The sequence below is a fragment of the Bradyrhizobium sp. WYCCWR 13022 genome (genome assembly GCF_030435535.1).
Lineage (GTDB): Bacteria > Pseudomonadota > Alphaproteobacteria > Rhizobiales > Xanthobacteraceae > Bradyrhizobium.
In genome coordinates this window covers 14,605-33,917 of record NZ_JAUIZJ010000027.1, presented here as the reverse complement: position 1 = coordinate 33,917, position 19,313 = coordinate 14,605, and the positions used below count along the sequence as shown (strand labels likewise).

The following is a 19,313-nucleotide window of genomic DNA, read 5'->3' as shown; positions in this document are numbered from 1 at the left end:
GCGGGGAGAGGTGAAGTCAGGTCACACCGGATCCCAAGGGAAGATGTCGGCGGAGCGGTCGAGCTTGTAGAACGAACCCTTCAGCGCCGGCATGCCGTGTTCCGCGATCGACTGCGGCGTCCAGCCTTCGCTGCGATGGACCGAGCGCAGCGGGCGGTTCTGGCTGAACAGGAACAGCTCGTTCATGCGAGCGCCGAAGATCTGGCCGGAGACATCCTTGGCGGCATCGGAGAGCAGATAAGCGCAGATCGGCGCGATCTTCTCCGGGCCCATCTGCTTGATCTTCTCGACGCGCGCCTTCTCGGCTTCGGTCTCGGTCGGGATGGTGCCGATCATGCGGGTCCAGGCGAACGGCGAGACGCAGTTCGAGCGAACGTTGAAGCGGCCCATGTCGAGCGCAATCGATTTCGACAGGCCGACGATGCCGAGCTTGGCGGCGGCGTAGTTGGCCTGGCCGAAATTGCCGATCAGGCCCGAGGTCGAGGTAAAGTGCACGAAGGAGCCGCTCTCCTGCTCGCGGAAAATGCGCGCGGCGGCGTGGCTGACATAGAACGAGCCCATCAGATGCACCTTGATGACGGCCTCGAACGCCTCCACGCTCATCTTGTGGAAGATCATGTCGCGCAAAATGCCGGCATTGTTGACGACGCCGTCGAGGCGGCCGAAATGATCGGTCGCGGTCTTCACGATCCTGCTGGCAGGAATCGCTTCGGCGACCGACTCGAAATTGGCAACCGCCGTGCCGCCACGCTTCTTGATCTCCTCCACGACCTCCTCGGCAGGCGTGGCGCTCGAGCCGGCGCCGTCGGCCGCTCCTCCGGGGTCGTTGACGACGACCTTGGCGCCTTCCGCGGCGCAAAGCAGTGCGATCTCGCGCCCGATGCCGCGGCCTGCGCCGGTGACGATGATGACCTTGTCCTGCAGTGACTTGCTCATGTGGATTACCTCTCGTTCGTAAACACGATCGTGCCCGATGCGGCGAACATGCCGCCGACGCCGTGGCACACGGAAATCTTCGCATTCGGTACCTGTGCCGGTGCGATTCCGCGCATCTGGCGCACGCTCTCCTGGAGCGCGTACATGCCGTACATGCCCGAATGCATGTAGGAGAGGCCGCCGCCATTGGTGTTGAGCGGCAGTTTTCCCCCGGGCCGCGTGTTGCCGTCGGCGATGAACTTGCCGGTCTCCTCGTACGGCATGAAGCCGAGATCGCCGAGCCCGAACAGCGGCAGATGCGCAAAGGCATCGTAGATCATGAGATGGTCGACGTCCCCGTGCGCGATGCCGGCCTCCTTGAAGGCGAGCGGCCCCGCAGTCTTGAACGCGCGCGAGGAGTTGAACGTCTCCATCTGGCTGACCATCGGCGTTTCCACGCTCTCGCCGGTGCCCATGATGTAGACGGGCTTGCGCGGAAAGTCCTTGGCGCGGTCGGCCGAGGTCAGGATCAGCGCGCCGCCGCCGTCGGTGACGAGGCAGCACTGCAGCAGGCGAAACGGATAGGCGATCATGCGCGAGTTGAGCACGTCGGCAACCGTGATCGGGTCCTTCATCATCGCACGCGGATTCTTTGCGGCCCATTCGCGCTGCACGACGGCAACCGAGGCGAGCTGCTCATGCGTGATGCCGTAGGTCTTCATGAAGCGCAGCACGGGGATCGGGAACATGCTGGGCGGACCGTAGACGCCGTAGGGCGCCTCGAACTGGCCGTTGAGGCTGTCCGCCGCGGTGAAGCGCGGCTGCTTGCCGATCATCGACTTGCCGCTTTCGGCATGGGTGATCAGCACGGTCTTGCACAGGCCGGCCTCGATCGCTGCCGCGGCATGGCGAACATGCAGCATGAACGAGCAACCGCCGACCGAGGTGCCGTCCACCCAGGTCGGCTTGATGCCGAGATAGTGGCAGACCTGCTGCGGCGTCTCGACCGCGGTGGCAAAGCCGTCGATGTCGGACAGCTTCAGCCCGGCGTCCGCGATGGCATTGAGCGCCGCGTCCGCGTGAAGCTGGAGCTGCGAGGCGTTGGGAATGACGCCGAGCTCGGTGGTCTCGGCGGCGCCGACGACGGCAACCTGGTTCTTGCGCATGGCTTACCCCTTCGCCGGACGGAAGACGGGGAGGGTGATCTTGTCGTCGAGCGCCTGGAACGCGACCTCCAGCTTCATGTCGAGCTCGAGCGCCTCCGGCGTCTGTGGACAGTCGATGATGTTGCTCATCATCCGCGGCCCTTCGGCGAGCTCGACCACGGCGATCGCGTAAGGCGGCGTGAAGCCGGGCGCGGCGGGGCGGTGGTTGATCACATAGCTGTAGAGGAAACCCTTGCCGCTCGCCTTGAACACCGAGACCTTGCGCGAGGCGCAGGACGGGCAGAACGGGCGCGGCGGGAAGTAGACATGCGCGCAGGCGTCGCAGCGCTGCAGGCGGAGTTCGCCGGCTTTGGTGCCGTCCCAGAAATGCTGGGTTTCCGGCGTCGGTTTCGGTCGCGCGCGCTGCGGTTCGGCCATCTCGGAAAGTCCTCCCAGATTTATTTGCCTTGGGGCAGGTTTAGCGCCCGCCTGTTTCGATCTTGATGCGACAATCAACCATGACGCGTCAACGGTCCAGCAATGCACATGCATGCCATCATGCGCACAATGCTTGTGTCGAACTGAGGCGGCGCTATAGATTGCGCGCGCCAATATTCCGTGAGACAGACATGCCCGATTTTCCGACACTGGCGAAGCTCGCCGAGGACCTCGAAAGCGGTCGCACCACCTCCCGAAAGCTGGTCGAGGCGTGCATCGCCAGGATTGCCGATCCCGCGGGCGAGGGCCAGCGCGCCTTTATCCATGTCGACAAGGACGCCGCGCTTGTGGCGGCCGACGCGATGGACGCCTTGCGCAAGGCCAAGGCCGCGCCATCGCGCTATGCCGGTATCCCGATCTCGATCAAGGATCTGTTCGACATCAAGGGCCAGGTGACGCGCGCCGGCTCGCGCGCGCTCGACGACTCCTCGCCGGCCGAGCAGGATGCGGCCGCGGTGGCGCGGCTGCGCAAGGCAGGCTTTGTCGTGATCGGGCGCACCAACATGACCGAGTTCGCCTATTCCGGCATCGGCATCAATCCGCACTACGGCACGCCGAAGGGGGTTTGGAACCGGGCCGAGGGCCACGTGCCCGGCGGCTCGTCCTCGGGCGCTGCAGTTTCCGTGCTCGACGGCATGGCGCATGGCGCGCTCGGCACCGACACCGGCGGTTCCTGCCGCATTCCCGCAGCGTTCAATGGCATCGTCGGCTACAAGCCGACGCAGCGCCGCGTGCCGCTCGATGGCTCCGTGCCGCTGTCGTTCTCGCTCGACAGTATCGGCCCCTTGGCGCGATCGGTCAGCTGTTGTGCCATTCTCGATGCGGTACTCGCCAACGAGCCGATCGCCGCACTCAAGCCGCGTCCCGTGAAGGGCATGCGGCTCGCCGTGCCGACCACGATCGCGCTCGACGACCTCGATGCAGAGGTGTCTGCGACTTTCGAGCGCGCACTGAAGTCGCTCGCCGATCATGGTGCCATCATCGAGCGTATCGAGATGGCTGAATTCCACGACATCGGTCCGATGAACGCCAAGGGCGGCTTTGCCGCGTCCGAGAGCTACGCCTGGCATCGCTATCTCATCAGCTCAAAGGGAGATGTCTACGACCCCCGCGTCTCCGTCCGCATCATGCGCGGCGAGGCGCAGAGCGCGGCCGATTACATCGATCTCCTCAACGAGCGCCGCTCGCTGATCGCCCGCGTCAATGCGCATATCGCGCCCTATGACGCCTTGGTGTTGCCGACCACCGCCAACACGCCGCCGAAGATCGCAGATCTCGCCGACGACAAGGCATTCACCACGCAGAACCTGCGCGCGCTGCGCAACTGCACCCTGATCAACATGATCGACGGCTGCGCCATCTCGCTGCCGGCGCATCGCGAGGGCGACATTCCCGTCGGCCTGATGCTGGCAGGGGCGGGCGGCTCCGATCGCCGTATCTTCGAGCTTGCTGCTGGCATGGAGGCCGTGATTCGTGTTTGACCTGACTTTCACCGTCGACGCCCAGGACACCACCACGCCGCTGACACTGGCGATCGACCACATGGTGATCGCCGGCTGGACCGGCCGCGATCCCGTCGCGCGCGACAAGCACATCGCCGAGCTGCAGGAGATGGGCATCGCCCCGCCGGCCTCGACACCGATCTACTATCGCGGCGCGGCGCGGCGGCTGACACAGGAAGACAGCATCGAATGCACCGGCGGAGACTCCTCCGGTGAGGTCGAGTTCGTGCTGATCGGCTGGCAGGGCCGCATCTTCGTCGGCTGCGGCTCCGACCACACCGATCGCAAGGTCGAGGCCTACAGCGTCACGGTTTCCAAGCAGATGTGCGACAAGCCGATCGCTTCCACGCTGTGGGAGCTCGAGGACGTCATCGGCCATTGGGACAAGATGATCCTGCGCTCCTACGCCACGATCAAGGGTGAGCGCGTGCTCTACCAGGAGGGCACGCTGGACGCGATGCTGCCGGTCGCTGATTTGATCGCGCGCGGTTTCGAAGGCGGAAAATTCCCCGACGGTTGCGCCATGTTCGGCGGCACCTTCGCGGCCAAGGGCGGCATCCGCCCGGCGGAACGCTTCGATTTCGAGCTTGAGGATCCCGTGCTGAAGCGGACGATCAGGCACGGCTACGATGTGGTGATGCTGCCGGTGCGGGGCTGATCTCTCTCCGCGTCATTGCGAGGAGCCCGCGACAAACTGCGAAGCAGTTTTGCACTCTTGCGACGAAGCAAACCAGATTGGTTTTGCGGAGGGATCTCTGGATTGCTTCGCTTCGCTCGCAATGACGGGGGATAGTCGTCGGAAATCGGGTGGCGGCGGATGGGCGAGCTTTGCGAAGGTGATTGGTATGACAATGACCGCACGAAAATCAGCCTCAACCGCCACCGACCTTGCCTCCCACGTCGATAGCCTCGACTGGCCTCAAATCACCGCCGAGCTGGACGCCCAGGGCTGCGCGGTCCTGAAGGGCCTGCTCACGCCGGACCAGTGCCAGGCCATTGCAGCCCTCTACCCGGATGACGCGCACTTCCGCAGCCGCATCGTCATGGGCCGCCACGGTTTTGGCCGCGGCGAGTACAAATACTTTTCCTATCCGCTGCCTGATATCATCGCGCAGTTGCGTCCGGCGCTCTACGCGCACCTGCAAGGCATCGCCAACAGCTGGAACGAGGCGATGGGGATCGACATTCGCTATCCCGCAGGGCATGCGGCGTTTCTCAAGCGCTGCCAGGAAGCAGGGCAGGCGCGACCGACGCCGCTGCTGCTGCAATATGAGGTTGGTGACTTCAACTGCCTGCACCAGGATCTCTATGGCGAGCACGTGTTCCCCCTCCAGGTCGCGGTCCTCCTGTCCGAACCTGGGCGCGACTTCACCGGCGGTGAATTCGTGCTGACCGAGCAGCGCCCGCGTATGCAGTCCCGCGCCGAAGTGGTTCCGCTGATGCAGGGCGATGCCGTCGCTTTCGCTGTGCATCACCGCCCGGTGCAAGGGACACGCGGCACTTACCGCGTTAACCTGCGCCATGGCGTCAGCCGGATCAGGTCCGGCCAGCGCCACACGCTGGGTGTGATCTTTCACGATGCCAAATGAGCAGTGCGATTGATGGCTGATTTGTTCGACAGCGTCGCTGAAGCGCAGCCGCCGCGCGAGGAGATCGCCGATGGCGCCGTGCTGCTGCGTGGATTCGTCAGGCCGATCGAGAGCGAGCTGATCGCATCGGTGCGCGCCATCGTCGCGCGGTCGCCGTTTCGCCGCATGACCACGCCGGGCGGTCATTTGATGTCGGTGGCCATGACAAACTGCGGCAAGCGCGGCTGGATCACCGATCACACCGGCTATCGCTATGATCCGATCGACCCCAAGACCGGTGCGCCATGGCCGGCGATGCCGCCGGTGCTGCGCGATCTGGCGCGCCACGCGGCGGAGCAGGGCGGTTTCCAAGATTTCGCGCCCGATGCGTGCCTGGTCAACCGCTACGAGCCCGGCACGCGACTGTCGCTGCATCAAGACAAGGACGAGCTGGACTATTCCGCGCCGATCGTCTCGGTCTCGCTCGGCCTGCCCGCGACCTTCCTCTTCGGTGGTCTCGCACGCAGCGACAAGCCGCGCCGCTTCCGGCTCGTCCACGGCGACGTCGTGGTCTGGGGCGGAACTAACAGGCTCGCCTATCACGGCGTCGCGCCGCTCGCCGACGGCGAGCATGCCCTGCTGGGGCGAAAGCGGATCAATCTGACGTTTCGAAGGACGCGGTGAAGGAGCGGTCGTTCCGGGACGATGCGAAGCATCGAACGATGGTGCGCAATTGTGCACCTGAGAACCTCGAGATTCCGGGTTCGCGCTCTTGCGCGCCCCGGAATGACGAAAACTACGGCTTCGGCGGGTGAATGAAGGCCCACGGGCTCACTTCCGAATCCCGGGTCACCTCGACCGAGATCAGATACGGCCCTCCATGCGCGAGCGCCTTTTCCATCGCCGCCTTGAACTGATCCGGAGCGGTGACGCGCGCGGAGGCAACGCCGAAGGATTCGGCGAGCTTGACGAAATCAGGATTGACCAGATCGGAGGCCACCACGCGGCCGTCAAAGCGCTCGCGCTGGTCACGGCGGACATTGCCGTAGGCGTTGTTGTTGAACACCAGCGTCACCACGCCGATGTTGAACTGCACGGCGGTGGCCAGCTCCTGCACGCCGAACATGAAGCCGCCGTCGCCGGTGATCGCGACGACAGGCTTGTCGGGATTGGCGACCTTGGCACCGAGCGCAGTCGGGAAACCGGAGCCGAGCGTGCCCTGATAGCCCGAGGTGATGAAGGTGCGCGGCTCGTAGATCGGAAAGCCGTACCAGGACGCAAAGCCGAACTGCGACAGCTCGTCGGTGACGATCGCGTTCGCCGGCAGCACCTCGCGCAGGATGTTGAGATACGCCATCTGCGGCTGGATGCGCTGGATCTCCTGCTGTGCCGTCGTGGTGGCTTCGCGGATCGCGGCGCGGCGGCCGGCGGTCTTGCTGTAGCCGGTCTTGCTCACAGCAGCAGCGAGATCGGCAGTCGCTGCCTTGGCGTCGGCGACGATCGCCGTGTCAGAAATGAATCGCCTCATCTCGACCGGATCGATGTCGATGCGGATGCTCTTCAGTCCGTCGGGGCGATACGGCCAGCGCGACATGGTCGGCAATTCCAGCCGCGTGCCGATGCCGATCATCAGATCAGTCTTGGCCCACAGCTTGTAGGCCGCGGCCATGGTCAAGCCGAGTTCGTGTGCATTGGAGACGATGCCGCGGCCGCTGCGGAAGGCGACCACGGGCGCGTCGATCATCTCGGCGAGCTCGAGGATCTCCTCGCGCGCGTGGATCGCGCCGCTGCCGACGAAGATCATCGGCGTCTTGCTGGCCTTGATCAGCGCGGCGGCCTGCTTGAACATGTCTGGATCGGGTTGCGGTGCAGGCAGGGGCTCCAGCACCTGCGCAGCGGCCGTATCCGCGCGCTGCGTAAAGATGTCCCAGGGCATCTCCACCGAGGCGGGACCGCGTCGACCTGAGGTCATCTCCTGGAAGGCGCGCGCGATGGTGGTCGGTGCATTGCCGGGATGCTCGACGCGGTCCGCCCACTTCACATAGGTGCGAAGCGTTGCGAGCTGGTCCGGCATCTCGTGCAGATGGCCGCGGCCCTTGCCGAGAAACTGCGTCGGCACCTGGCCGGTGACGCACAGCACCGGCTCGTTGCAGCCGAAGGCGGTGAGCAGCGCTGCGCTGGCATTGAGGACGCCGGGGCCGGGCACGACGCTGAACACGCCCGGCCTGCCGCTCGCGCGCGCATAGCCGAACGCCATGTAGCCGCAGGCCTGCTCGTGCCGCGCGCCGATCACCTTGAGCTGGGCCTGGTGGAAGGCGTCGAACAGGCCGTAGACCTGCGCGCCGGGCAGGCCGAACACCGTGTCGACGCCATGGGCGACGAGCCCGCTTACGATCGCTTCGCCGCCGGTGAGGGTGGTCATTGCATCATTCCATTTCGCGTTGTTGTTCAGGCTTCGTCGACGACGCCGTTGCGCAAAGTGCCGATGCCCTCGGCGGCGACCTCGATGACGTCACCGGGTTTCAGATAGCGCGGCGGATCGAACCGCGCCCCAGCGCCGGTCGGCGTGCCCGTGACGATGACATCGCCGGGCACGAGCGTCGCGAAAGTCGAGATATAGCTGATGAGGTAGCGGAACGGAAACATCAGCCGGCTGGTGCGGTCGTCCTGCCTGAGCTCACCGTTGACATGCGTCGTAAGCCTGATGTCGGCGATCTGCGCTTCCTTCGTGTAGGGCACGAGCCATGGCCCGAGACTGCCGCTGGAATCGAAGTTCTTGCCCTGAGTGACGTTGAACTTGGCGTGGCGCAGCCAGTCGCGCACGGAGCCCTCGTTGCAGAGCGTCAGCGCTGCGATGTGATCGAGTGCGGCGCTCTCCTTGATGTGCCGGCCGGGCTTGCCGATCACCAGCACGATCTCGCCTTCATAATCGAGCTGCGCGGATGCGCGCGGGCGCACCAGCGGCGTGTCGTGGCCGACGAAGGAGCGGGGCGAGCGCATGAACATGCTCGGATATTTCGGAGCATCCTGGCCGTCCTTGTATTCGGCATTGCGGTCGGGATAGTTGACGCCGATGCAGATGATCTTTTCCGGCGCGGGCACCGGCGGCAACCATGTGATCTCGCCGAGCGCGTGAACCGGCGTGCGGCCGGCGGCTTCTTCGGCAAGGCTTACGAGCTTCCCGGCCGCGATCGCCTCGCGCAATGTCGGGTAGTCCTTGGCATGGCGCGCAGAGAGATCGACGATGCCGCCTTCGAGGACGGCGCCGTAACGGGTTTCACCCTTGAGGGAATAGGTGGCGAGGCGAGGGAGCTTCATGGCTTAATCCGCCACCAGCACGTCGGCCACGAACTTCGGCTCGCGCACGGCCTGGCCCGTGAAGGGCGAGCCTTGCTCGAACCAGGAGCGCGGCGCCGGCGCGCCCCACAGCGTCTGGCGGCGGGGATCGCGCAGCGACCAGCGCAGCGGCTCATGGTCGTGGTCGCCCGTGAAATAATCGCTGGTGTAGAGCTCGAGGCGATGTCCATCGGGGTCGCGGACATAGAGGAAGAACGCGTTCGAGATGCCGTGGCGTCCGGGGCCGCGCTCGATGTTCTTCACAAAGCCCTGCGAGGCCATGACGTCGCAGAGATGGATGATATTCATCGCCGTCGGCGTCCAGTAGGCGAAATGATGCAGGCGAGGGCCCTTGCCGTTGGTGATCGCGAAATCATGGACGTTGCCCTTGCGATGCATCCAGGCCGCAGCGATGCGTCCATTCGGCCCGTCCTCTTCGGCGTACTCGGTGAGGCGGAAGCCGAGCCGCGCATAGAAGTCGACGGTGTCCTGCACCTCGGCCGCGAAGACGTTGAAATGGTCGAGCCGCTGCGGGTGGCACCCCCGGTAGAGATCATAGCGGCGGAGCAGATGCGGCCGCCGCTCCATCGAAGCGTAGAGCTCGATCTGGAAGCCGAAGGGGTCGGTGAATTGCAGCGTCCGGCCCTGGAAGGGCTGATGGGAAAACGCATAGCCAAGGCCATTCTCGGAGAGAAACTTTGCGGCCTTGTCGAGATCGCCGTCATTGCCGACCTTGAAGCCGAGCCTGTTACAGGCCGGCATTGCCGCCTTGCGCAGCACCAGCGAGTGATGCTGGTGCTCTTCGGCGGCGCGCAAGTACACGACATTGTCGTCGGCATCCTCGACATGCAGTCCGACGGTGGTCTCGTAGAACTCGCGGCTCAACTTCAGATCGGTCACGTCGAGCACGACGTGGCTGGAGCGGATGATGTTGAACGGCGGCTCGAAGGTGTGTTGCGGTACCGGCATTGGCGTTTCCCCAGGGAATGGCGAGCGTCAGAGTCCCAGTTTCTGGATCTTGTGCGTGCCCCGCGCCAGCGAGACGTGCTTGGTTTCCATGTAGAAGTCGAACGAGTAGTCGCCGCCGTCGCGGCCGATGCCCGAGGCCTTCATGCCGCCGAACGGCGTCGGCAGATGGCGGACGTTTTCGGAGTTCAGCCAGATCATGCCGGCCTCCAACGCGTCGGCAACCCGCAAGGCTCGGCCGACGTCGTTGGTCCAGACATAGCCGGTCAGGCCGTAGCGGATGTCGTTGGCGATCTCGATCGCGTCGGCCTCGTCCTTGAACGGCAGCACAGTGAGGAAGGGGCCGAACACCTCCTCCTGCGCAACGCGCATCTTGCCGCTCGCGCCCGTCACCAGCGTCGGCTCGACGTAATGTCCGCCACCCGGGCCGTCATAGGCCTTGCCGCCGACCGCGATGGTCGCGCCGTCCTGCCGCGCGACGTCGAAATAGGAGCATACCTTCGCCAGATGCCGCTCGTGAATCAGCGGCCCGATCTCGGTGGCGGGATCGAGCGGGTGACCGACCTTCAGCGCCTTCACGCGCGCGGTCAGCTTCTCGACGAACTTCTCGGCGATGCTCTGCTGGATCAACAGGCGGCTCGACGAGGTGCAGCGCTCGCCGTTGAGCGAGTAGATCATGAACACGACGGCATCGAGCGCGCGTTCGAGATCGGCATCGTCGAACACGATCACGGGATTCTTGCCGCCGAGCTCGAAATGCACGCGCTTCAGGGTCGGCGCGCCCTGGACCATGATGGCCGAGCCCGTCGCGCTCTCGCCGACGAAGCCGATCGCCTTGATGGCGGGATGCTCGGTCAGCGCCTTGCCGGCCTCTTCGCCGAAACCGTGCACAGTGTTGAGCACGCCGTCGGGCACGCCGGCTTCCTTGACGAGCTTCGCCAGAATGGCGGCCGTCACCGGCGACCACTCGGCCGGCTTGTGCACGACGGTGCAGCCCGCGGCCAGCGCCGGCGCGATCTTCCAGGTCGACAGCATGAACGGCGTGTTCCACGGCGTGATCACGCCGACGGGGCCGATCGGCACGCGGGTGGAAACGTTCCAGTGCTCGTCGCTTGGCGTATTGAGGCCGTCGCGCGCCTCGGCGCATTTGTCGGCGAAGAAGCGGAAGTTCTCGGCGGCGCGGATCGCGGCCTTGGCCATGAAGCGATAGGCCTGGCCGGTGTCGATGCATTCGAGCACGGCGATGTCTTCGGCGTTGTCCTCGATCGCGTCGGCCACCCGATGCAGCAGCTTCTTCCGCATCGCCGGACCCATGTCGCGCCAGGACTTGAAGGCGAGGGCAGCGGCTGTCGCTGCCGCGTCGATGTCTTCGGCGTTGCCGCGCGCGACGCTTGCGAGTGTTGCCCCATCGACGGGAGACTTGGTCTCGAAGGTCTGGCCCGAGATCGACGGCACGATCTTGCCGTCGATCATATGGCCGATGCCGTCGACGTTCAGCTTCTTCAGCAGCGCCGCGACGCGGTCGCGGTTGGTCTGGAAGGCGTCGGTTTTGGGTGTGGGCTTATCCATGGGCGGCGACCACTTTCAATGCGTCGTGGATGTTGTTGCGCTTCCAGCTGGTGTCCTTGTCGTTGATCTGCATATCGAATGACAAAGCGAACTTGCTGCCAGCGAAGACGGGATCGAGGTGTTTTGAGAGCGCCTGAAAGACATGCTCACCGGCCTTCTGGCGCGTCGGAAGGTCGCGGCCCTCGCCGATGCGTAGCACCATGTCGAGGAAACCGTAATCGTTGCGCGCATCGGCGATCGCGTAGTGCTCGCACCTGATAGCGCGCACGCGGATGCCGCCGAGCGGGAAGATGCCGGTCTCGACCGCCGCTTTCCGCACCACCTCGCACACAGTGCCGATGTCGAGGCGGCCATCGAGATTGGCCGAATATTCGATCGTGAAATGCGGCATGGCGGTTTCACTCCCTGTATTTTATGGGTCAGGCGAAGTAGCAGCTCACCGAGCCGTAGGCGCCATAATCGGCCTGAATTGTGTCGCCCTTGCGGGTCTCGATCGGACGGATGAAGGAGCCGGCGAGCACCACCTGGCCGGGCTCGAGCGCAAGCCCGAGCGGCGCGATCTTGTTGGCAAGCCACGCGACGGCGGTGGCCGGATGATTGAGCACGCCGGCGGCAAGGCCGGTCTCTTCCAGTTGGCCGTTCTTGAAGCACAGCGCGCCGATCCAGCGCAGGTCCGCCTCTAGCGGACGGATCGGCCGTCCGCCGAGCACGATGCCGGCATTCGCCGCGTTGTCGGCGATGGTGTCGTAGATCTTTCGTGTGGCCTTGGTCTCGGGATCGACGCGCTCGATGCGCGTATCCAGAATCTCCAGCGCCGGCACGACGAAGTCGGTGGCGTTGAGCACGTCGAACATCGTACAGTCCGGCCCCGACAGGCGCTTGTTCATGACGAAGGCAAGCTCGGCCTCGACGCGCGTCGCGATGAAGCGCTCGGTCGGAATGATCCCGCCGTCGGCGAAGAACATGTCGTCGAGCAGCACCCCGGAGTCGGGCTCGTCGATGTTGAGCGCGCTCTGCATCGCCTTCGAGGTCAGGCCGATCTTGTGGCCTTTGACGATCCGCCCCTCGGCGATCTTGATGTCGACCCACGCCTTCTGAATCGCATAGGCATGGGCGATGGTGATGTCGGGGAAATCCTGCGACAATTGCCGGATCTGCACGCGGGTCTTCTCCGCCCGGTGCAGACGGCTCGCGCAAGCCTGGATATCGTCTTTGGATAGCGGCATCTGAGAGCTTACAAATCGTGGTGCCCGGAGATACTTAACATGTTAAGTGAATGCGTCAAACACAATTCGGGTTTGCTGCACTGCAAACGGCTAGCGGTCTGAAAGGGTATCATGGCGAAAAGACCGGCTGATCCGACCAGCGCAAGCCCGCCTGCCGCGCGGCAGGTGCCGATGCGGGACTTCTCGCGCTCGCTGCCGATGTCGCTCTTGCGGGCGCGAGAGGCGGTGATGCGGCAATTTCGTCCCAATCTGCGCGAACACGGCCTGACCGAGCAGCAATGGCGCATCCTGCGCGCGCTCGCCGCCATCGAAGCTGCAGAGGTTACGGAACTCGCGCGCACTGCGTTTCTCCTCGGACCAAGCCTGTCGCGCATCCTGCGCGATCTCGAGGCGCGCAATCTGATCGAGCGCAAGACCGCGAAGATGGATCAGCGCCGCAGCATGGTCTCGATCTCCAGGGAGGGCGTGAAGCTGATGGCCCTGGTCGCGCCGTCCTCGGAGGCGATCTATGCCGAGATCACGCAGCGCTTCGGCGCGCGCAAGCTTGCCGAGTTGCAGGAGATGCTCGGAGAGTTGGAGACGTGCCTTGCGGCGCTCGGCGCCGGCGACGAGGCAAGTGCAGGAGAGTGAAACCAGATATGCGCTTGGATGCGGCGAGAGCCATGGACATTGCTGCGTTTTTTCGCTCAAAGTGCCGCCCAAGCTGATCCGTCCAAATCGGCACTGGAAACCAGAAGCGCGCTGTCGCGGCGCTCGTCATGGCGACGAAGGTCCAGACAACACGGTCTAAACAACAAAGAAGGAAGGCAACGTGGCGAACAAGGTCAAGGAAATCTGGAAGTCGGGCAAGGCCGTGGTCAACGCGTGGCTGGCCATTCCGTCCGGCTTCTCGGCTGAGATGATCGCGCAATGCGGCTTCGACAGCGTCACCGTCGACATGCAGCACGGCGTGCAGGACTATCTGTCGATGGTGCAGTGCTTCCAGGCCATGGACAAGCACCCGGTCACCCCGATGGTCCGCGTGCCCTGGAACGAACCCGGCATCATCGGCAAGGTGCTCGATGGCGGCGCCTATGGCGTGATCTGCCCGATGGTCAATACGGCGCAGGAGGCCAGGAACCTCGTCTCCTACTCCAAATATCCGCCGCAGGGCGTCCGTTCCAACGGGCCGATCCGCGCCGGCATGTACGGCACCGCCGGCTCCTACCAGAAGACCGCGAATGTCGACACCATCCTGCTGCCGATGATGGAGACCAGGACCGCGGTCGAGAACATGGAAGCGATCCTCGACGTCGAGGGCATCGACGGCGTCTATATCGGTCCGTCCGATCTCGGCTTCTCCTACGGCCTCGAGCCGAAGCTCGATCGCTCCGAACCCGAGATCCTCGCGATCTACGACAAGATCATCAAGGAATGCGGCAAGCGCGGCCTCAACCCGGGCATCCATTGCAGCGGCGCCGAAGGTGCGGCGCGCGCCATCAACATGGGCTTCAAGCTGGTGACGCTCTCGAACGAGGTCGGCCTGATGACCACCTACGCCAAGATGCAGGTCAACGCGACCCGCAAGGATTCCGGCGGCAAGGCTTAAGAACTCGCGAATGGCGAATGGGGAGTGGCGAACGATGCTGCTCCCCTTTTCCATTCGGAACTCGCTACTCACTATTCGCTTTTGGAGATACTCATGACCATCAGCCTCGTCATCCGCCTGCATCCCGATGATGGCGTGCTGATCGCGCGCGCGAGCCTGCCGCCGGGGACGGTGGTGGCCGACGGCGTGACGACGGTCGAGCGCATTCCCTCCGGCCACAAGGTTGCGATCAAGCCGTTCGCGGTGGGCGAGCCCGTGATCCGCTACGGCCAGATCATCGGCTTTGCGACGCAGGCCATCGCGCCGGGCCAGCACGTGCACGTGCAGAACATCGGCATGGGTGACTTTGCCAAGGACTACGCCTATTGCGCCGACGTCAAGCCGACACCGAATTTCGACCTGCCGGCGACGTTCGAAGGCATTCGCCGCCCCGACGGCCGCGTCGCCACGCGCAACTATATCGGCATCCTCACCTCGGTGAATTGCAGCGCGCATGTCGCAAGCCTCGTCGCCGACGTCTTCAAGAAGAACCCGTTCACCGGCGACAATCCGCTGGCCGAATTTCCCAATGTCGACGGCGTGGTCGCGCTGACCCACAAGACCGGTTGCGGCATGACGCAGAACGAGCCGCTCGCGCTGCTTCGCCGCACGCTCGGCGGCTATGCGCGTCACGTCAACTTCTCTCATGTCATCGTGCTCGGCCTCGGCTGCGAGGTGAACCAGATCGGCGGGCTCATGGAAGAGCAGAAGCTCGCCGGTCGCCTGCGCGCGATGGACATCCAGGAGGTCGGCGGCACCCGCAAGACGGTGGAAGCCGGCATCGCCTTCGTGCGCGAGGCGCTCACTGACTCCAACAAGGTCAAGCGCGAGTCCGTGCCCGCGAGCGAGCTCACCGTCGCGCTGCAATGCGGCGGCTCCGACGGCTATTCCGGCGTGTCGGCGAATCCGGCGCTTGGTGCTGCCAGCGATCTCATCGTGCGCCACGGCGGCACTGTCATTCTGTCGGAGACGCCGGAGACCTACGGCGCCGAGCATCTCCTCACGCGCCGCGCCGTCAGCCGCGAGGTCGGCGAGAAGCTCGTCGATCTCATGCGCTGGTGGGACGAATACACGACGCGCGAAGGCGCCGAGATGAATGCCAATCCGAGCCCCGGCAACAAGGCCGGCGGTCTCACCACCATTCTGGAAAAATCGCTCGGCGCGATGGCCAAGGCCGGCACCACCAATCTCGTCGATGTTTTGCGCTACGCCGAGCCCGTGACCAAGAAGGGCTTCGTCTTCATGGACACGCCCGGCTACGACCCGGTCGCGGCCACCGGCCAGGTCGCCGGCGGCGCCAACCTCGTCTGCTTCACCACGGGACGCGGCAGCGTGTTCGGCTGCAAGCCCGCGCCCTCGATCAAGCTCGCCACCAACACGCCCATGTACAAGCGCATGGAAGAGGACATGGACGTCAATTGCGGCACCATCCTCGAGGGTGAGGAGAGTGTCCAGGAGTGCGGCCAGCGCATCTTCGATCTCATCCTGAAGACCGCCTCCGGCCAGCCCACCAAAAGCGAGAGCTTCGATTTCGGCGGTGCCGAGTTCGCGCCCTGGGTGCTTGGCGCGACGATGTGATCGACCGTGCAGCCCGTGCCGTAGGCACGGGCTGCCCGTTGTTAGTGCTTGATCGCATTCACGTCAGGTGTTCTGCTCAAAAAAGCTGCTGGAGCACCGCACCCCGTGTCGATCTACGTCGCACTGCATCACGTCACGCACTACAAATACGACCGCCCGATCGATCTGGGACCGCAGACCATCCGCCTGCGGCCGGCGCCGCACACGCGAACGCCGATCCTGAGCTATTCGCTCAAGGTCACGCCGGCCAACCACTTCGTGAACTGGCAGCAGGACCCGCAGGGCAACTGGCTCGCCCGCTACGTCTTCCCGGAGAAGACGACCGAGCTGAAATTCGAGGTCGACTTCACTGCGCAGATGACGACGGTCAATCCGTTCGACTTCTTCGTCGAGCCCTATGCCGACAGCTTTCCGTTCGAGTATCCGAAAGATCTCAAGACCGAGCTGGCGCCGTATCTCGAGACCATCAAGCCCGATCGCGAATTCGCAAAATATCTGGCCTCGATCCCGCGCGAGGCGCCGAACACGGTCAACTATCTGGTCGATCTCAATCGCGAGCTGCAGAAGAAGATTAGCTACATCATCCGCATGGAGCCCGGCGTGCAGACGCCGGAGGAGACGCTGGCCTCCTGCGCGGGATCGTGCCGCGACTCCGCGTGGCTCCTGATCCAGACCTTCCGCCATCTCGGCCTCGCCGCGCGCTTCGTCTCCGGCTATTTGATCCAGATTCGTCCCGACATCGATCCGATCGAGGGACCACCCGAGGTCGAGAACGACTTTACCGATCTGCACGCCTGGGCCGAGGTCTATCTGCCCGGCGCCGGCTGGATCGGTTTCGATGCGACGTCCGGAATGCTCGCGGGCGAGGGGCACATCCCCGTGGCGGCCACGCCGCATTATCGCTCGGCAGCTCCAATCTCAGGCGGCGCCGGCTTTGCCGAGGTCGAATTCGCCTTCGACATGAGCGTGCGGCGGATTCGCGAAGCGCCGCGTATCACAAAGCCGTTCTCCGACGAGTCCTGGGGACGGCTCAACGATCTCGGCGAGCAGGTCGACGGTGATCTCCTAAGCCAGGACGTGCGGCTCACCATGGGCGGCGAGCCGACCTTCGTGTCCGTGGATGATCTCGAGGCCGCGGAGTGGAATACGGAAGCCGTCGGTCCGACCAAGCGCGCGCTCGGCGATGATCTGATCCGCCGCCTGCGGACGCGCTTTGCCCCGGGCGGTCTGCTGCATTACGGCCAGGGAAAATGGTATCCGGGCGAGAGCCTGCCGCGCTGGGCCTTCGGCTTGTACTGGCGCAAGGACGGCGTGCCGATCTGGAAGAACGCCGATCTCATCGCAAAAATCGAGAATCCCAGGCGTGCCCAGACCGAGGACGCCGAAGACTTCATGGAGGGCACGGCGGCGCGGCTCGGGCTCGATCCCGGCTACATCATCCCGGCCTATGAGGATACCGTCTACTGGCTGCAGAAGGAAGCCGAGCTTCCGATCAACGTCGATCCCTCCAACTCGCAATTGTCCGATCCCGAGGCGCGCGCGCGGATGGCGCGGGTCTTCAATCAGGGCCTCCGCGCGCCGCGCGGCTTCGTGCTGCCGGTGCAGCGCTGGAATGCGCCGCCGCGCTGGCGCAGCGAGCGCTGGCAGCTCCGGCGCGGCCATCTGTTCCTGTCGCCGGGCGATTCACCGCTCGGCCTGCGCCTGCCGATCGGCTCGCTCGGCTATGTGCCGCCAAATCAATATCCCTACATCGTCGAGCAGGATCCGATGGAGATGCGCGACAAGCTGCCGGTGTTCACGCCGCCGGCGCGGCCGAAAACACCGCCGCGCGTCGCGCCTGAATATCTCAACACGTCCATCCCCGTCCGGACTGCGCTGTCGATCGAAGTCCGCGACGGCGTGATCTGCGCGTTCATGCCGCCGGTCGAGCGCATCGAGGATTATCTCGAACTGGTTGCGGCGGTCGAAGCCACGGCCGAAGAGATGCAGCTCCAGGTCCATGTCGAGGGCTATGCGCCGCCGTTCGATCCCCGCATCGAGGTCATCAAGGTCACGCCCGACCCCGGCGTCATCGAGGTGAACATCCAGCCGGCGCAGAGCTGGCGCGATGCGGTCGAGATCACCTCGGGTCTCTACGAGGACGCCGGCAAGGTGCGTCTCGGCGCCAATCGTTTTCTGCTCGATGGCCGCCACACTGGCACCGGCGGCGGCAATCACGTCGTGATCGGTGGCTCGAGCCCGCAGGATTCGCCGTTCCTGCGCCGGCCTGATCTCTTGAAGAGTCTCGTGCTGTACTGGCAGCGGCATCCCTCGCTGTCCTATTTCTTCTCGGGCCTGTTCATCGGCCCGACCAGCCAGGCGCCGCGCATCGACGAAGCGCGCCATGACAGCATCTACGAGCTGGAGATCGCGCTCTCGCACGTGCCGCCGCCGGGCTACCAGACGCCACTGTGGCTGGTGGACCGCTTCTTCAGGCATCTGCTGGTCGACATCACCGGCAACACCCATCGCTCGGAAATCTGTATCGACAAGCTCTATTCGCCTGACGGTCCCACCGGCCGGCTCGGCCTCGTCGAATTTCGCGCGCTCGAAATGCCGCCGGATCCGCGCATGTCGCTGGCGCAGCAGCTGCTGATCCGCGCGCTGATCGCAAAGTTCTGGCGCGAGCCGCAAAGCGGCAAGTTCGTGCGCTGGGGCACTGCGCTGCATGATCGCTTCATGCTGCCGCATTTCATCTGGGAAGATTTCCAGGACGTGCTGTCCGAGCTGAAAAGCTCAGGCTATCCGTTCGAGCCGGAATGGTATCTGGCCCAGCTCGAATTCCGCTTCCCCGCCTTTGGCCGCATCCATCATGGCGGCGTGACGATGGAGCTGCGGCAGGCGCTGGAGCCCTGGCACGTCCTGGGCGAAGAAGGCTCGGCCGGCGGCACTGTGCGCTATGTCGACAGCTCGGTCGAGCGGCTCCAGGTCAAGGCCGAGGGCTTCGTCGAGGGTCGCCATATCATCACCTGCAACGGCCGCCGCCTGCCGATGACATCGACCGGCCGCTCGGCCGAAGCCGTGGCCGGCGTCCGCTTCAAGGCCTGGCAGCCGGCCTCCGGCCTGCACCCGACCATTCCGGTCCACGCGCCGCTGACCTTCGACCTCATAGATAGCTGGAACGGCCGCTCGCTGGGCGGCTGCGTCTACCATGTCGCCCATCCCGGCGGGCGCAACTACGACACCAAGCCCGTCAACACCTACGAGGCCGAGGCGCGGCGGCTGGCGCGCTTCCAGGACCACGGCCATACGCCGGGGCCGATGCAGCCGCCGCCCGAGGAACGCACAAATGAATTTCCGCTGACCCTCGACTTGCGGACCCCGCTCCTGCAATGAGTATGAGG

Annotated in this window: 17 protein-coding genes; 8 read left to right on the top strand and 9 right to left on the bottom strand. The window is 64.7% G+C overall.

What is annotated here, in order from left to right; genetic code table 11:
- Positions 1-21: 21 nt before the first annotated feature.
- The 3 genes from QY049_RS31760 to QY049_RS31750 are packed head-to-tail and all read right to left on the bottom strand — an operon-like array spanning position 22 to position 2,498.
- Positions 22-936 carry an SDR family oxidoreductase gene (locus QY049_RS31760; protein ID WP_194476914.1) on the bottom strand — a complete coding sequence of 305 codons (915 nt, stop codon included), beginning with the start codon at positions 934-936 and terminating at the stop codon, positions 22-24.
- Positions 937-941: 5 nt separating this feature from the next.
- Positions 942-2,081 (bottom strand): thiolase, encoded by a 1,140-nt coding sequence (locus tag QY049_RS31755; protein WP_258762508.1) that lies wholly within the window; start codon positions 2,079-2,081, stop codon positions 942-944.
- A 3-nt stretch (positions 2,082-2,084) separates the two neighbouring features.
- The gene (locus QY049_RS31750; protein ID WP_128917044.1) at positions 2,085-2,498 is read right to left on the bottom strand and encodes a Zn-ribbon domain-containing OB-fold protein; all 414 of its coding nucleotides are present in this window, start codon (positions 2,496-2,498) and stop codon (positions 2,085-2,087) included.
- Between the two features lie 191 nt (positions 2,499-2,689).
- Here QY049_RS31750 and QY049_RS31745 point away from each other — a divergent pair, with 191 nt between their 5' ends.
- From QY049_RS31745 to alkB, 4 genes are all read left to right on the top strand, one after another.
- Complete coding sequence (locus tag QY049_RS31745; RefSeq protein ID WP_258762507.1) at positions 2,690-4,039, top strand: amidase; 1,350 nt, start codon at positions 2,690-2,692, stop codon at positions 4,037-4,039.
- A complete protein-coding gene (locus tag QY049_RS31740; protein WP_258762506.1) occupies positions 4,032-4,718 on the top strand; it encodes a DUF2848 domain-containing protein in 687 nt (228 codons plus the stop codon). The genes QY049_RS31745 and QY049_RS31740 overlap by 8 nt, the downstream gene beginning before the upstream one ends.
- A gap of 187 nt (positions 4,719-4,905) precedes the next feature.
- On the top strand, positions 4,906-5,649 hold the full coding sequence (locus QY049_RS31735) for a 2OG-Fe(II) oxygenase (RefSeq protein ID WP_258767010.1): 744 nt from the start codon (positions 4,906-4,908) through the stop codon (positions 5,647-5,649).
- Positions 5,650-5,658: 9 nt separating this feature from the next.
- Entirely contained in the window at positions 5,659-6,312 is a 654-nt protein-coding gene (alkB, locus tag QY049_RS31730) for a DNA oxidative demethylase AlkB (RefSeq protein ID WP_258762505.1), read from the top strand.
- Between the two features lie 112 nt (positions 6,313-6,424).
- Here alkB and QY049_RS31725 read toward each other — a convergent pair whose 3' ends face one another.
- Genes QY049_RS31725 through hpaH form a run of 6 tightly spaced genes read right to left on the bottom strand, consistent with a single transcriptional unit; the run spans position 6,425 to position 12,725 of the window.
- Complete coding sequence (locus QY049_RS31725) at positions 6,425-8,050, bottom strand: thiamine pyrophosphate-dependent enzyme (protein ID WP_258762504.1); 1,626 nt, start codon at positions 8,048-8,050, stop codon at positions 6,425-6,427.
- Positions 8,051-8,076: 26 nt separating this feature from the next.
- The gene (locus QY049_RS31720) at positions 8,077-8,946 is read right to left on the bottom strand and encodes a fumarylacetoacetate hydrolase family protein (protein ID WP_258762503.1); all 870 of its coding nucleotides are present in this window, start codon (positions 8,944-8,946) and stop codon (positions 8,077-8,079) included.
- 3 nt (positions 8,947-8,949) lie between these two features.
- Positions 8,950-9,933, bottom strand: coding sequence for a 3,4-dihydroxyphenylacetate 2,3-dioxygenase (gene hpaD / locus QY049_RS31715; protein WP_258762502.1), 984 nt, complete (start codon positions 9,931-9,933; stop codon positions 8,950-8,952).
- A gap of 27 nt (positions 9,934-9,960) precedes the next feature.
- Entirely contained in the window at positions 9,961-11,499 is a 1,539-nt protein-coding gene (gene hpaE, locus QY049_RS31710) for a 5-carboxymethyl-2-hydroxymuconate semialdehyde dehydrogenase (protein ID WP_258762501.1), read from the bottom strand.
- Positions 11,492-11,890 carry a 5-carboxymethyl-2-hydroxymuconate Delta-isomerase gene (locus QY049_RS31705; protein WP_194476904.1) on the bottom strand — a complete coding sequence of 133 codons (399 nt, stop codon included), beginning with the start codon at positions 11,888-11,890 and terminating at the stop codon, positions 11,492-11,494. The genes hpaE and QY049_RS31705 overlap by 8 nt, the downstream gene beginning before the upstream one ends.
- Positions 11,891-11,918: 28 nt before the next feature.
- Positions 11,919-12,725 (bottom strand): 2-oxo-hept-4-ene-1,7-dioate hydratase, encoded by an 807-nt coding sequence (gene hpaH / locus QY049_RS31700; RefSeq protein ID WP_194476903.1) that lies wholly within the window; start codon positions 12,723-12,725, stop codon positions 11,919-11,921.
- A gap of 111 nt (positions 12,726-12,836) precedes the next feature.
- On the opposite strand from hpaH, the gene hpaR reads away from it, so the two are divergent.
- The 4 genes from hpaR (at position 12,837) to QY049_RS31680 (ending at position 19,305) form a co-directional block, all read left to right on the top strand.
- Positions 12,837-13,355 (top strand): homoprotocatechuate degradation operon regulator HpaR, encoded by a 519-nt coding sequence (hpaR, locus tag QY049_RS31695; protein WP_258762500.1) that lies wholly within the window; start codon positions 12,837-12,839, stop codon positions 13,353-13,355.
- 181 nt (positions 13,356-13,536) lie between these two features.
- A complete protein-coding gene (locus QY049_RS31690; RefSeq protein ID WP_258762499.1) occupies positions 13,537-14,313 on the top strand; it encodes an HpcH/HpaI aldolase/citrate lyase family protein in 777 nt (258 codons plus the stop codon).
- A gap of 93 nt (positions 14,314-14,406) precedes the next feature.
- Positions 14,407-15,930, top strand: a complete 1,524-nt coding sequence (locus QY049_RS31685) for a UxaA family hydrolase (RefSeq protein WP_258762498.1) — start codon at positions 14,407-14,409, stop codon at positions 15,928-15,930.
- A gap of 105 nt (positions 15,931-16,035) precedes the next feature.
- Positions 16,036-19,305 carry a DUF2126 domain-containing protein gene (locus tag QY049_RS31680; RefSeq protein WP_258762497.1) on the top strand — a complete coding sequence of 1,090 codons (3,270 nt, stop codon included), beginning with the start codon at positions 16,036-16,038 and terminating at the stop codon, positions 19,303-19,305.
- Positions 19,306-19,313 lie beyond the last annotated feature (8 nt).

Coding starts and splice junctions, on each gene's coding strand:
- QY049_RS31725 (WP_258762504.1), bottom strand. CDS start 8,050: ATGACCACCCTCACCGGCGGCGAAGCGATCGTAAGCGGGCTCGTCGCC.
- hpaH (WP_194476903.1), bottom strand. CDS start 12,725: ATGCCGCTATCCAAAGACGATATCCAGGCTTGCGCGAGCCGTCTGCAC.
- QY049_RS31755 (WP_258762508.1), bottom strand. CDS start 2,081: ATGCGCAAGAACCAGGTTGCCGTCGTCGGCGCCGCCGAGACCACCGAG.
- QY049_RS31720 (WP_258762503.1), bottom strand. CDS start 8,946: ATGAAGCTCCCTCGCCTCGCCACCTATTCCCTCAAGGGTGAAACCCGT.
- QY049_RS31750 (WP_128917044.1), bottom strand. CDS start 2,498: ATGGCCGAACCGCAGCGCGCGCGACCGAAACCGACGCCGGAAACCCAG.
- QY049_RS31685 (WP_258762498.1), top strand. CDS start 14,407: ATGACCATCAGCCTCGTCATCCGCCTGCATCCCGATGATGGCGTGCTG.
- hpaE (WP_258762501.1), bottom strand. CDS start 11,499: ATGGATAAGCCCACACCCAAAACCGACGCCTTCCAGACCAACCGCGAC.
- hpaR (WP_258762500.1), top strand. CDS start 12,837: ATGGCGAAAAGACCGGCTGATCCGACCAGCGCAAGCCCGCCTGCCGCG.
- QY049_RS31745 (WP_258762507.1), top strand. CDS start 2,690: ATGCCCGATTTTCCGACACTGGCGAAGCTCGCCGAGGACCTCGAAAGC.
- QY049_RS31705 (WP_194476904.1), bottom strand. CDS start 11,890: ATGCCGCATTTCACGATCGAATATTCGGCCAATCTCGATGGCCGCCTC.
- hpaD (WP_258762502.1), bottom strand. CDS start 9,933: ATGCCGGTACCGCAACACACCTTCGAGCCGCCGTTCAACATCATCCGC.
- QY049_RS31760 (WP_194476914.1), bottom strand. CDS start 936: ATGAGCAAGTCACTGCAGGACAAGGTCATCATCGTCACCGGCGCAGGC.
- QY049_RS31735 (WP_258767010.1), top strand. CDS start 4,906: ATGACAATGACCGCACGAAAATCAGCCTCAACCGCCACCGACCTTGCC.